We start from the raw sequence: 12,527 nt of genomic DNA on the forward strand, positions 1-12,527 counted from the left end.
GCCTCGAACCGGGGCGGCTGTTTTGCTAAAAGCTAGGTTTTCAACTCCTCTTACCTTTTCTCGATGGCAATATTTTCATCTTCCTGGCGCCTGCTGGCCGTGGCCTTGCTCCTGACAACGGCGGCTTGCAAAGACTCGGGTGGAGGCAGTGCGCCTGCCCCCGCGCCTCCTACTCCCGCCCCTGCCGCAGCCACTTTTACCAACCCGTTGCTGCCCTCCGGACCTGACCCGTGGGTATACCAGAAAGATGGTTTTTACTACTACATGCAAACCACCGGCAACAACCTGGTAATTCGCAAAACCGCGAAAGTGTCGGAGCTAGGGTCGGCGGTGAGCACCATTATCTGGACGCCGCCGAGCAACGGCGGAAACTCTCGCAACATTTGGGCGCCGGAGCTGCACTTTCTGGATGGCAAGTGGTACGTGTACTTCACAGCCGGACCAGGCGCCGATGCCGGACAGCGCACCTGGGTGCTGGAAAACCCCGCCGCCGACCCCACAACGGGAACTTGGACGGAGAAAGGGCGCGTCTATAACCCCACGGAAGACTACTGGGCCATCGACGGGACAGTGCTGGAGCAGAACGGCAAGCGCTACTTTCTGTGGTCGGGGTGGCCAGCGGGGAGCGGCGGGGAGCAGCGCCTGTATATCTCGGAGATGAGTAACCCCTGGACGCTCATTGGCCCTCGCATAGAGTTGTCGCGTCCTCAGTATGCGTGGGAAAAGAACGGCTTTGGCGTGAACGAAGGCCCTGAAATCCTGAAGCACGGCGACAAAACCTACGTGGTGTACTCGGCGAGCTTCTGCGGCACCGACGACTACGCCCTCGGCCTGCTAACAGCTACGGCCACCGCCGACCCACTAACTCCAACGACCTGGACCAAAACAGCCACCCCGGTATTTGTGAAGAGCAATGGCGCGTACGGGCCCGGTCACAACGCGTTCTTCAAGTCGAAAGACGGCGCCGAAGACTGGATTATCTACCATGCCAATAACAGCGCCGGCCAGGGCTGCGGCGACGTGCGGAATCCGCGCATTCAGAAATTTACCTGGAATACCGATGGCACCCCGAACTTTGGCGTGCCCGCTGCCATCAATACAGCCCTGCCGCGCCCGAGTGGCGAATAAGTTGTTTTTCCACCTTTCTCCCTGCAACTGTGCTGCTTTCTAACCTCAAACACACACTTTCCTTCCTGCTAGTAGGCGCTTTGCTACTACCTAGCTGCCAGCAACACGCGGCCACCGGCACCACTGACACAGCCACCACGCCGGCGGCTAGCACGGAAGCCCCTATTGCCAACCCCGTGCTGGCTGGCGACTATCCTGATCCGTCGGTCACCAAAATTGGGGACACGTACTGGGCTACTGCTACCACCTCCAACTGGGGCGCTATTTTCCCCCTGCTGAAGTCGAAAGACCTTACCAACTGGCAGCTGGTGGGGCACGTTTTCCCGGATGGTCCGCCCGCCTGGGCCGACTACTACTTCTGGGCGCCCGAAATCAGCGAGGATGGCGGCAAGGTGTACGTGTACTACACTGCTCACCGCAAAGGCGGGCCGCTGAGCGTAGGCGTGGCGCGCGCCGACAACCCCGCGGGGCCGTACCAAGACCTAGGTCCGCTAGTCGGCCAACCCGACGGCTCTATTGACGCATTTCCGATGCGAGACGAAAATGGGGTGGCGTACCTGATCTGGAAGGAAGACGGTAACAGCGCCAATAAGCCCACTCCCATTTGGGCCCAACGCATCAACGACGCACACACGGCCCTGACGGGCGAAAAAACCGAGCTATTCCGCAACACCGCCCCGTGGGAAGGCAACCTGGTGGAAGGCGTGAGCATGGTACGGCACGAAGGCTATTTCTACGCTTTTTACGCGGCCAACGGCTGCTGCGGGCGGGGCTGCACCTACGCTACGGGCGTGGCCCGGTCGCGCACCCTGCTAGGTCCTTGGGAAAAATATGCTCAGAACCCCATCCTGGTTAAAAACGACGTGTGGACGTGCCCAGGCCACGGCACCGCCATCAGTCGCGGCAATCGGTGGTTTATGCTGCACCACGCCTACAATACCAATGGGTTTGAGAACGTAGGGCGCCAGGGCGTGCTCAGCGAGTTCCGGTGGAATGCCGATGGTTGGCCCGAATTCTTGGACAACCACAGCGTACCCACGCCCCTCTCGGCGAACACTGGAGGGCGCGACTTCACCGATGAGTTCAACGGCGCCACGCTCGCCCCAACCTGGCAGTGGCCGGTTGAGGAAAAGCCACAATTTGCCCTACGCGGCGGCAAGCTGCTGCTTACCGCCCGCACCGACCATAGTGGCGCGGCGCTCGGCCAAAGCTTGGCAGTGGCTGATTATGCTGCCACCACTACCCTCGACCCCACTGCGTTACCCGCCAGCACTGTAGCGGGCCTAGCTGCCCTTGGCGACCCCAACAATACGCTGGCGCTACTGGCAGGCGAGGGCAAGCTGCGCCTTCGTCAGATGAAAGGGGGCAAGCCTCAAATGCTCGGGGAAGTGCCCGTGCCGACTGGCAAAACGCTGCACTTACAACTGCAGGCGCGAAGCGGCAATCAGTACCGCTTTAGCTGGAGCACGGATGGTAAAACCTGGCAAAACCTGCCCGCCGATGGCGCCGCGGTCGACGGCTCCTACTTGCCGCCTTGGGACCGGGGCGTGCGCGTGGGCGTTTTGGCCCAAGGCCCTTCCACGAGCACTGTAGGTTTTGAGGCGTTTCAGGTAGCTAGCCTTAAACGCTAAAATGCTCAGCGGATACCGACACCAAAACGACCTGTTGCTTGTGCAGCAGGTCGTTCTGGTTTATAACCTCTTGGCTCCGCTCGTTTTTGCCTAGCTGGTTCTGCCTTTTACACCTAGGCCAAAGACCAAATACGCCTAGCTTAGTTATAGTAGTACGAAACAGCCCAAGCGCAACCCCCAATGGAACAGCAGATTCAAGAGCAAGTACAGGACTATTACGGCACGCAGCTGGCTTCTAGCCAAGATTTGAAAACCAATGCTTGCTGCACGGAGGATATTCCGGCGGCACACAAGAAAATACTGGCTACGCTCGAAAGCGAGGTGCTGGAAAAGTATTACGGCTGTGGCGTGTGCGTGCCGGCGGCCGTGCAAGGCTGCACCGTGCTCGACCTAGGTTCGGGCAGTGGGCGCGATGCCTATTTGCTCTCGAAGCTGGTAGGTGAGCAAGGCCACGTCATCGGGGTGGATATGACTGATGAGCAGCTGGCGGTGGCGCGGCGCCATGTGCAAGCACACACCGAGCGCTTTGGCTACGCCCAGCCCAATGTGGAGTTCCGCAAAGGCTACATCGAAGACCTAGGCAGCGCCGACATTGCCGACAACAGCATCGATCTGGTAGTAAGCAACTGCGTGCTCAACCTCAGCACCGACAAGGCAGCCACGTACCGCGAAATTTTTCGGGTGCTGAAGCCTGGCGGCGAACTGTACATCTCCGACGTATTTGCCGACCGCCGCGTGCCCGAGTCGTTGCGCCAGGACCCCGTGCTGTACGGCGAGTGCCTGAGCGGTGCGCTTTACATCGAAGATTTTCGGCGCTTGCTGCTAAACCTAGATATTCGCGATTATCGCCTCACCGAGCGGCGCCAGCTCACCATCAACAACGAAGAAATCGAGCGGAAGGTAGGCAACATCAAGTTTTATTCGATAACCATTCGCGCCTTCAAGCTGGAGCTGGAAGACCAGTGCGAAGACTACGGCCAAGTAGCCACCTACCTAGGTTCTGCCCCCGACGAGCCCCACGGTTTTCGCCTCGACGACCACCACTACTTTGAAACAGGCCGGCCGATGCTCGTGTGTGGCAACACCGCTGATATGCTCTCCCGCACCCGCTACGGGCAGTACTTCCGCGTGGATGGCAATAAGGAGCGGCACTTTGGCTTATTTGCCTGCGGCACTCCGGCAGCTAGCCCGGCGTCTTCGCCCGAAGCCGCTAGCTCCTGCGGCTGCTAACGCCTGCCGGTCAGACGCCTAGAGCGCCGGACTGGTGCACAGCTTTATAACGACGAAGGGCCTGCGGTGTGTACCGCAGGCCCTTCGTCGTTCTGCCAGAAGCTAGCTTACTTCTTAGCGTAGTTTTTATAACGTACTGGGTCTTTTTTCTTGTCTTTGTTGCGGCCAATTAAGCCACCACCAACCGCACCAGCGGCGGCACCAATAACGGCACCTTTACCACCGCCAATCACGGCACCCGTTACAGCACCTGCACCGCCACCAATGGCAGCACCTTTTGCCTTCTTACTCCAACCTTTTTTCGGAGCTGTTTGAGCCTGAGCGAATTCGCTGCTTAGCATAAAGAAGGCTAGCAGCATAATGGCGAATACTTTGAAAACTTTCATGACGTCTAATGTTGAATGTTGCTACTCACTGAAGAGTAATAGGTGGAGCTTATGAGGGATTTAACGCGGTACAATTTATCTTGGTTACGTTACATTACTGAAATCTTTAGCTGAACCGTTACGGACCATCAAACAGAAGAGTTTAGCCGTATAAACGGCTTCACGAAAGGTCGTAGCAGACGCATGACGCAGACTTGGTTTATCGGGTGTTCGGGTTATCATTATCGGCATTGGAAGGAGCGGTTCTATCCGATTGGGTTGCCTCAGCGCCGCTGGTTTGAGTTCTATAGCCAGCACTTCAACACGCTAGAGCTGAACGTCACGTTCTACCGATTTCCACAAGTAGCCTTTCTACAAAATTGGTATGCGCAGAGTCCGGCTACGTATCGTTTTTCCGTGAAGGCGCCCCGGCTTATCACGCATTACAAGCAATTTCACGAATCGGCGCAGTTGCTCGCCGATTTTTACCAGACCATTCAAGTTGGCTTGCAGGAAAAGCTAGGGGCCGTGTTGTTTCAGCTGCCACCCAAGATGGCCTATACCCCCGAGCGCCTCCAACGCATCGTCAGCAGCCTCGACCCAGCGTACCGCAACGTGCTGGAGCCGCGGCATGTCAGCTGGTGGCAACCTGGCATTTACGAAGAACTAGCGCAGCACGGCATCAGCTTCTGCGGTATGAGCCACCCCGAGTTGCCTCGCGACGTAGTCGCCAACACCGACGTGCTGTACTACCGCCTGCATGGCGTGCCCGAGTTGTACAAGTCGCCTTACGCGGTGGACGAACTGCGCGAGCTGATGCAACAGGTAAAAGTCGCTGCGCAAGTGCAAGAGGTATACATCTACTTCAATAACGACATCGACGCATCGGCCATTCTGAATGCCAAGCAGCTCCAGGAGTTGATGTCGTAGGAATGCACCGTGACACGCTCTTACCTAGCCTGCCAGCCTACGCCTTCTTTCAGCGCCATAAATACACTGTCGGGCAACTGCTTTTCGCGCAGTGCTTTATGCAAGTCCGTTACGGGTTCGGTCAGGCCATCGTCGGCGAGCTGAAACGTGCCGAAGTGCGTGGCAATGCTACGAGCGGCACCTAGGTCCAGGGAGGCTTGCACGGCTTCCGCCGGGTCCATGTGGATGGGCTGCATAAACCACCGCGGTCGGTAAGCACCAATGGGCAAAATTGCCAATCTTATGGATTTAAATTGCTGACCAATGGACTTAAAGTGCGGTCCGTAGCCGGTGTCGCCAGCGTAGTAGAGGCCGCCGCGTGTTGTTTGAAAAAGGTAGCTCACCCAGAGCGTGGCGTTACGGTCGCCGAGGCCCCGGCCGCTGAAGTGTTGCGCCGGCGTGCACGTAAGCTGCACCAACGGGCTGAGTCGCACGGCTTGGTTCCAATCGAGGTCGGTGGCGTTCGGAATATTTTCTTTTTTCAGTAGCTCACTCACGCCTAGCCCCGCAAAAATGCGCGGTTGGTCGCGCGCGGCAAGGCGGCGGAGCGTGGGCACATCGAGGTGGTCGTAATGGTTGTGGCTAATGACGACTGCGTCAATTTTGGGTAGATCCTCGAAGCGTAGCCCTGGCGGGCGCAGGCGCTTCGGGCCAATCCACTCGTAGGGGCTGGTTCGCTCACTCCAGATGGGGTCGGTGAGGATATTTAAGCTGTCAAACTGCAACAAGAACGTACCGTGGTTGACGAACGTCACGCGCAGCTTGCCCCTGCCCACCCGTGCAGGTGGCTTGGGGCCGTAGGGCAAATTGGGCTGGTCGGTAAAGTCGCCTTTCTCGCGGTGCAAATACCAGCGCAACACGGGACCTAGGCCCTCCTGCGCATGCACACCCCCCGCGTTTTTGAACTCCTTGCCGTCAAAATGATCTGAAGGCGGCCCTTGGTAGCGGGGTGCCGACAAGGAGCAACCGAGTCCAAACGCACCAGCAGCCAAGGCTATGATTACCAAAAAGACCCAAAGTAGATAACGACGACGGGGAGCAGGCATAATGGCGAGTTTACGGATAGTTATCTGGTACGATGCCCTAAGTATCCGACCAGTTGTTGATTGCAAGCGCCTGCGCGAGCTAGGCGCCTGGTGATTGTTTGGGCCGCCGTTCGGAGCAGACGAGTCTCTTTACGGATACGCCGAAAACATTGCTACCGTATCTTGCTCGGCGATGCTGTATCGTCCTGCTTTAGTGGCGCCTGTTCGGGGGCGCTTCGCTCCTACGCCCAGCGGCTACCTGCACCTAGGCAACGCCGTCAACTTCGTGCTGACTTGGCTGCTCGTACGCCAGGCAGGCGGCTCCTTGCACCTGCGCATCGACGACCTCGACCGCGCCCGGCTCCGGCCGGCGTATCTAGCCAACATCTTCCACACCCTCGATTGGCTAGGGCTGGACTACGACACGGGGCCGCGCAACCCTGCCGATTTTGACCAGCACTACTCGCAGCTGCACTACCTATCCGATTATCAGTCTCTACTTGAGCAGCTTCGGCAGCAGCCTGGCCTGGTGTACGCCTGTACTTGCTCTCGCACCGATATTCTGGCCCTAGCTCCCGATGGCCGCTATCCTGGTACGTGCCGCCACCGTCATTTGCCGCTCAGCACGCCTGGGGCCGCATGGCGCGTACACGTACCCGATACAGCGGAAGTGTCTTTCTCCGATGGCTGGCAAGGGCCGACGACAGTAAAGCTAAGTCACAACCTAGGTGACTTTGTTGTGCGCAAAAAAGACGGTTATCCTGCTTATCAGATTGGCTCCATAATCGACGACCTGCGGCTGGGCACCACGCTTATCGTGCGCGGCGCCGACTTGCTGCCCAGCACCGCCGCGCAGCTGTGGCTAGCGCACCAGCTACCCACTACGGCCGCCTTCAACGCCACGCGCATTCACTTCCTGCACCACCCGCTGCTCCCCGGCCCCGATGGGCACAAGCTCTCCAAATCGCAGCAGCAGCCTTTGGAGCGCGGCGTGGTAGCGCAGGCAGAAGGGCCACAGGTGGTATACAGAGCCGTGGCGCAGCTGCTAGGTTTACCGCCAGAGGCGGGTCTTTCGCTGGAATCGTTGCAGCAAAGCTGTCCATAAAAAAGCCCGCCAGCAGTTTTGTAAGAACTACTGGCGGGCCCGATCTAAGAGCGACCTACTTACTCCTTCACTAGGCGAGCCCGCGAGCTGCCTTGCGCCGAAGTCATGGTGAACATGTAAACGCCGGCGGCTAGGTTATCCATGGGCACGGTGGCCGAGGAGCTACCCGATTTCACGTTGCCCTTCCACACCTGACGACCCTGCATATCGCTGAGTTCTATGATGGCGGCACTACGCAAGGTTTCAAATTCGGCGTTTACCGTGCCACTAGTTGGTACAGGACCAACTTTTAGCTCAACAGCATTTTTCTTAAGGCCGCTGGCCAGAATGGTTCCGTCGTTGATGATGAAGGGGAAGTCAACCGTCACGTCGGGCGCACTATCGGGGTTGCCAGCGTCGATGGTAGGCGTCCAGGCACCCGAAATGTATTGCAAGGCATTAGCGCCCGGTGTTTGCCGAGTGCCAGCAATGGTGACGGGCACGTAGAAGTGCGCTCCACCACCTGTCACAGTTGAGGCCCATTCAACCCAGTAAGTGCCAGCTGGCAGCACCAAGGCGGGCGAGACGGTAGCACGCACCTTCCAGATTTTACGCGTTGTGCCAGGAGCGGAAGGAGTAGGATAAAGCGTATTAAAAATGCGATAGGAGCGCGCATCTGTAGCGCCCGCCAAACGGTTAGTAGTAAGGTCACCGAAAACCACTGTAGAGCCAGCTACTGCCGGCGAGCCTCGCCAAATACGAATAGAAAGTTCTGTGAAAGGCGAAGGTGTACTGGCTGCCCCCGTTTGGTAGCCGAAGAAAGATAAATCGGTAATCGTCCACGATTGCCCGGCCGGAACCGTGAAGTCATCAGCTAGGCTAATCGCGGAAAGCTTACTGGCGGTGTAGCCCGAGTTCGTGTTCGACTCGGTGGTGTTGCCCGTGTTGTTCTGCGCTTCGCTCCACGTGTAACCAGCAGGTGCTGTCACGCCGCTTTTGGTGGTAGTACCCGTGGAGAAGTTGCCGTTGGAATACAGCTGTTGCGCTTGCATTGCACTTGGCACTGCCGACGCAATACCTAGCACCAGCAGAAATTGAGTAAAGGTTTTTTTCATAGCAATGGGTTTTAGTGTGGTTTGTTGTAATACTACTGATTATCAACATACATCACTATACCTTCTGCCAATAAAAAACACTTTTACATGCGCAGAATACAATCCGTATTAAAATACTTCAGCTCTTAACCTGCGAATGGCAAGTGCTGTATTTCTAAGAATTGTCTCATCAAAAAAGATCACAATCGTTAGTACAATTCTGCTAGCATCTAACGCTTAGTTTAAGAAGCACTGCTCTAAAGCAGGTAAAGCAAAATGGCCTTTTTCAGGCTCAAGGTCCAAACAGCACCCAATTACTCTAGCTCAGGCTTTCAGTTCTTTTTTGAATTCTTCAGCCCAATGGTCGGCAAGGCGCGTGGGCTCGGGGAGCTTGTAGCCGCGCAGGCAAGCTAGGGTGAGACGCGTCGCCGTGGCTTGGTCGCACAGATGGCCAGGACTAACAAAGAGCGGATTCACTTTGTCTTTACTGCGAATTACTTCGCCCAGCAGCTCGCCGCTCCGGTCGGTTAGGGGCGTGATGCTGCCCCGCGTGAGAGTGGGCTCGGTGTAGTTGCCGGTGAGCTTTTGCTTGGCCACCCCAAACGTTGGTTTGTTGAGCAATACACCTAAGTGCGCTGCAATTCCCATGCGTCGCGGATGCGCAATGCCGTGCCCATCCACCATAATGATATCGGGCTTTTGGGTGAGCTTTTCGTACGCCAGTAGCAGGTTGGGAGCTTCACGAAAAGCGAGGAAGCCCGGTACATAAGGCACTGTAACGGGGCCAGTGTTCCACACTTTCTCAACAATCTCCAGTGACGGAAAGCGTAGCAGCACAAACACCGATAGGATGGTATCGGGGGTGGGAAAAGAGGAGTCGCAGCCTGCAATGAAGGTGGGCTCTTGGGGCAAGGCCAGTAGGCGTACGCGCGTGCGCATGGCTTCCTGCTCCTGGGTAAGCTCGCGCACCACGATGGGGTCGGCGGGTGGGTGATAAGGACGGTACATGAAAAGTGACTAAGTAGCTGAGTGAGTGGTCGTCGTTCTAGTATACTTATCCTTTCATGTAAAATGTTCGTTTTTAAGGGCACAAGCTGACCGCTCATCCATTTCGCTGCTCAGCAACATAGTCACTCAGTTACTCTTTCCTATGAACGAACCCGAGCAGCCCGCTGGCACTGGAGCCGGTCCCTTATTCGAGCGGCGCTATAGCATTGATATTGCTCGACCTGGGCAGTCGGCCAAACAACTCATGGAAGCCATCCGGTGCAACATCGAGGATTTTTCTCCCGATCTGCTGGCCAAGTTTGAGAAAGTGAAAGGCGAAGCGCACCGCCTAGAAGTTGGCGACGAGTTTCAGATCAAGATCCTAGGTCCGTGGAATGGCGGCGTGCGCGTGACCGACGCCGGCGAAACTTTCTTTGAGTTTTTCACTCTCGAAGGTCACCCCGAAGCTGGACGCATCCGATTTTCGGCCGGTGCGCACCCCGACCAGCCCGGCGTACTGCACTTTGAGATTCACTCGTGGGCTAGCTCCCGCGACGGGCTCGTTGCCTTTCTTTATGACACCGTTGGAGCGGGTCAGCGGGTGCAGGAACAAACCTGGCGCCTATTCTGCGAACGAGTAGCGGCAGCTAGTGGCGGGCAAACCCTAGGTTCAGTTACCATTGAAACGCAAAAGCATGAGCCTAACCCCGGCCACCGTTCCTAAGCCACCTGCGCTGTGGCAACAGCAGCAAGCCCGCCTGGCTACCTACACCAAGGCTCACTACAACTTCGACCTCGACCGCATTAGCGAGTACAACGCGGCCAACGGCTGGCGCGTCGACGACTACGAAACTACGCTGCCCGCCGAAGCTCCTGGTCCGCCCGCGCCGCATGGCTCCTGGCAAGCCGCGCAGGAGGTATTGCGCAACTATACCTTTCCACCACCCGACCTCATCACAGGCATCTTCGCTCCCGACGCGCCCCTAGAAGACCGCACCATGATCTTGCGCGGACGGTTTCTTTTGTTCACGTTTTGGTTCGGGGTGCGCACTGGCAAGGTAACCGACGAAACCCGCAACACGCCTACCGGCCCCGAGCAAGTGTGGGGCTACAGCTATAGCACCCTAGAGGGACATTTTGAGCGCGGCCGCATCGAGTTCACCATTCACAAACAGCTCAACAGCGGGCAGGTCACGTTTCACATTCACGCCGTATCGCAGGTGGGGCGCATCCGTAATCCTTTCTATTGGCTAGGCTTCAAGCTGTTCGGGCGGATGCTACAACGTCGTTTCGCCCGCGAATCGATACGACGCATGCAGGATCAAGTAGCCGCCGCACTAAAAGGAGAAGCAGGTACGGCATAAGCTAAGTCGGCGCCGCAAGCGCCTTACCGCACGAAAACGGCGCACTGGTACTGGCATTGGCGGAGCATCGAGCGTTCGTAGGGCGAATACCCTTCGAAACCGTACGCTGGCAAGGTCAGAAAATGGGGCGCGGCAAACACTTGCCGGAAGCCAGCAGGCACGCGTATGTTGTTGCAGCCTGGGCCGGCAATTGGGTACAAGAACCCGAAGTTCAGTAGCATCGCCTCGCCTCTTACCGCTGATGTGGTACGTGCTAGCTTTTGCCGAGTCAACATGTAATCATCGTTGTCAGTCGTTTCGGCTTGATACAGAAAAACCAGGTTCTGCCGCGGTAAGCGCACGGAGGGCCGAGTTAGAAAGTCGATAGGATATAGCACCTGCCGGTACCGCGCCGCAAAGTGGCCGAACGAGTAAAGGGCTACGGCAACGAGCAACGCTGCAAGCGGCCGCTGAAGTTTGGGTGTTACCGCTTGCCAGCCAACAGCTACTGCGAATAGCACCAGAAAAGGCAGAAAAGCATGCAGAATGCGTCCGTAGAAGACCAGTAAATGGCCCCAGTAGCCAATTGCGGCATACATTAGAAAAGCGCCTAGCACTCCTAGGTAAAGCGCATTGCTACGCGACGCTTCAGGTACGCAGGCAGGCTGGCGGTTTGATACAGCTTGGTACAGGAGGCTCAGCACTCCTAGCCCCGTTAGCACGAGCACGGCAACTCCAAGTCCTGCCTCAACGTCGAGCAAATAGTGGAACAAGAAGGTGAAGCTTTCTCGAAAATCACCTTGGATAACCGTGCTCGATAGCTTCAGGCAAGACCAGATGTAGGACACTCCGGCAAGCTGCCCCAGGCCCTCAAAGAAAAGCAGTACGCTCAGCCCTCCGCTACCATAAACGGCTAAGGTCTCGCCCAACCTTATGCCTTTTTGCCGGAGCCCATGTGCAGCGTGATTGGCGCTGTGCACTGCCGGATTAGGTAGCATTGGCAGCAACGCGATAATGACGAAAAAATAGCCTGGATAGATGGTCACCACGAAAGCCGCGCCCACCCCTAGCCCATAGATCTGCTTGCGTGTCAGCGCTTGCCCTGCTTGCCGACTTCGTGCCAGCCACAATACCAGCCCCAAGAAGCTGCAAAGCGCGAACTCATAAGGCAGGACATGTCGGATATAGAGGTTGCTATTCGCCAGACAAGCATACAGCAACGTGCTCAGCAGAGCCCCGAACTGACTCGCGCATAGCACACGCGCTAGCCGGTAATACAATAGCAAGGACAGTATAGAAACGCCATACGTAAACAGTACTGGCACCAGCAACGAAGCAGGCGCGTGAGGGCCAGGTCCGCCAGTGGCGTGCACTATTCCTTGCCCCACCGCTGGTAACAACCGAATTAGTGCATCGGCAGGGCGGCCTTGCGTTCGGATCAGGTATGCGCACCCGCTTCGCAGATTTCCCGCCGCAAAGCTTTTTACTGCCTCTACCGACTGATAATACCGCTCCTCGTCGGGGAAGGACATGGCGCCGCGACCCACAAATGAAAGTCGTACACCTAATACCAGTACAAGCAGGCCGACGAAGGCAAGAATCCAGGCTTTATCGCTGAAGCGTGTGGTTGTATTCAAGAACAGAAATACCTAGGAGTCTAGATAGCAGGTT

The 12,527-nt window shown here is 57.0% G+C and carries 12 protein-coding genes; 7 read left to right on the forward strand and 5 right to left on the reverse strand.

The genetic code is table 11. From position 1 onward, the window contains the following. The first annotated feature begins 63 nt into the window (after positions 1–63). The 3 genes from SD425_RS22075 (at position 64) to SD425_RS22085 (ending at position 3,989) form a co-directional block, all read left to right on the forward strand. Positions 64–1,128 (forward strand): glycoside hydrolase family 43 protein, encoded by a 1,065-nt coding sequence (locus SD425_RS22075; protein WP_324672310.1) that lies wholly within the window; start codon positions 64–66, stop codon positions 1,126–1,128. Positions 1,129–1,157: 29 nt separating this feature from the next. Beyond that, complete coding sequence (locus SD425_RS22080) at positions 1,158–2,759, forward strand: family 43 glycosylhydrolase (RefSeq protein ID WP_324672312.1); 1,602 nt, start codon at positions 1,158–1,160, stop codon at positions 2,757–2,759. A gap of 180 nt (positions 2,760–2,939) precedes the next feature. Continuing rightward, on the forward strand, positions 2,940–3,989 hold the full coding sequence (locus SD425_RS22085) for a methyltransferase domain-containing protein (protein ID WP_324672313.1): 1,050 nt from the start codon (positions 2,940–2,942) through the stop codon (positions 3,987–3,989). A gap of 107 nt (positions 3,990–4,096) precedes the next feature. Here SD425_RS22085 and SD425_RS22090 read toward each other — a convergent pair whose 3' ends face one another. Next, positions 4,097–4,375 (reverse strand): YMGG-like glycine zipper-containing protein, encoded by a 279-nt coding sequence (locus SD425_RS22090; RefSeq protein ID WP_324672314.1) that lies wholly within the window; start codon positions 4,373–4,375, stop codon positions 4,097–4,099. Positions 4,376–4,558: 183 nt separating this feature from the next. On the opposite strand from SD425_RS22090, the gene SD425_RS22095 reads away from it, so the two are divergent. Continuing rightward, positions 4,559–5,284 (forward strand): DUF72 domain-containing protein, encoded by a 726-nt coding sequence (locus SD425_RS22095; RefSeq protein ID WP_324672315.1) that lies wholly within the window; start codon positions 4,559–4,561, stop codon positions 5,282–5,284. Positions 5,285–5,304: 20 nt separating this feature from the next. On the opposite strand, the gene SD425_RS22100 is transcribed toward SD425_RS22095, so the two are convergent. After that, on the reverse strand, positions 5,305–6,369 hold the full coding sequence (locus SD425_RS22100) for an MBL fold metallo-hydrolase (RefSeq protein ID WP_324672318.1): 1,065 nt from the start codon (positions 6,367–6,369) through the stop codon (positions 5,305–5,307). A 172-nt stretch (positions 6,370–6,541) separates the two neighbouring features. On the opposite strand from SD425_RS22100, the gene SD425_RS22105 reads away from it, so the two are divergent. Then, positions 6,542–7,453, forward strand: coding sequence for a glutamate--tRNA ligase family protein (locus tag SD425_RS22105; RefSeq protein WP_324672320.1), 912 nt, complete (start codon positions 6,542–6,544; stop codon positions 7,451–7,453). 59 nt (positions 7,454–7,512) lie between these two features. On the opposite strand, the gene SD425_RS22110 is transcribed toward SD425_RS22105, so the two are convergent. Then, positions 7,513–8,547, reverse strand: a complete 1,035-nt coding sequence (locus SD425_RS22110; RefSeq protein ID WP_324672322.1) for a T9SS type A sorting domain-containing protein — start codon at positions 8,545–8,547, stop codon at positions 7,513–7,515. 303 nt (positions 8,548–8,850) lie between these two features. After that, on the reverse strand, positions 8,851–9,534 hold the full coding sequence (gene nfi / locus SD425_RS22115; protein WP_324672324.1) for a deoxyribonuclease V: 684 nt from the start codon (positions 9,532–9,534) through the stop codon (positions 8,851–8,853). A 142-nt stretch (positions 9,535–9,676) separates the two neighbouring features. Here nfi and SD425_RS22120 point away from each other — a divergent pair, with 142 nt between their 5' ends. After that, positions 9,677–10,237, forward strand: a complete 561-nt coding sequence (locus SD425_RS22120; protein WP_324672326.1) for a DUF1990 family protein — start codon at positions 9,677–9,679, stop codon at positions 10,235–10,237. Further along, positions 10,209–10,877: a DUF1990 domain-containing protein gene (locus SD425_RS22125; RefSeq protein WP_324672328.1), complete on the forward strand. Its 669-nt coding sequence runs from the start codon at positions 10,209–10,211 to the stop codon at positions 10,875–10,877. Before SD425_RS22120 ends, SD425_RS22125 begins: the two co-directional genes overlap by 29 nt. A 23-nt stretch (positions 10,878–10,900) precedes the next feature. On the opposite strand, the gene SD425_RS22130 is transcribed toward SD425_RS22125, so the two are convergent. Further along, positions 10,901–12,493 carry a hypothetical protein gene (locus SD425_RS22130; protein ID WP_324672330.1) on the reverse strand — a complete coding sequence of 531 codons (1,593 nt, stop codon included), beginning with the start codon at positions 12,491–12,493 and terminating at the stop codon, positions 10,901–10,903. Positions 12,494–12,527 lie beyond the last annotated feature (34 nt).

The organism is Hymenobacter sp. GOD-10R (genome assembly GCF_035609205.1).
In the GTDB taxonomy this organism is placed as follows: domain Bacteria; phylum Bacteroidota; class Bacteroidia; order Cytophagales; family Hymenobacteraceae; genus Hymenobacter.

Excerpts from the sequence above, each read along its gene's own strand:
- SD425_RS22085 (WP_324672313.1), top strand. The coding sequence starts at position 2,940 with ATGGAACAGCAGATTCAAGAGCAAGTACAGGACTATTACGGCACGCAG.
- SD425_RS22110 (WP_324672322.1), bottom strand. The coding sequence starts at position 8,547 with ATGAAAAAAACCTTTACTCAATTTCTGCTGGTGCTAGGTATTGCGTCG.
- SD425_RS22100 (WP_324672318.1), bottom strand. The coding sequence starts at position 6,369 with ATGCCTGCTCCCCGTCGTCGTTATCTACTTTGGGTCTTTTTGGTAATC.
- SD425_RS22120 (WP_324672326.1), top strand. The coding sequence starts at position 9,677 with ATGAACGAACCCGAGCAGCCCGCTGGCACTGGAGCCGGTCCCTTATTC.
- SD425_RS22090 (WP_324672314.1), bottom strand. The coding sequence starts at position 4,375 with ATGAAAGTTTTCAAAGTATTCGCCATTATGCTGCTAGCCTTCTTTATG.
- SD425_RS22105 (WP_324672320.1), top strand. The coding sequence starts at position 6,542 with ATGCTGTATCGTCCTGCTTTAGTGGCGCCTGTTCGGGGGCGCTTCGCT.
- SD425_RS22075 (WP_324672310.1), top strand. The coding sequence starts at position 64 with ATGGCAATATTTTCATCTTCCTGGCGCCTGCTGGCCGTGGCCTTGCTC.
- SD425_RS22095 (WP_324672315.1), top strand. The coding sequence starts at position 4,559 with ATGACGCAGACTTGGTTTATCGGGTGTTCGGGTTATCATTATCGGCAT.
- SD425_RS22125 (WP_324672328.1), top strand. The coding sequence starts at position 10,209 with ATGAGCCTAACCCCGGCCACCGTTCCTAAGCCACCTGCGCTGTGGCAA.
- nfi (WP_324672324.1), bottom strand. The coding sequence starts at position 9,534 with ATGTACCGTCCTTATCACCCACCCGCCGACCCCATCGTGGTGCGCGAG.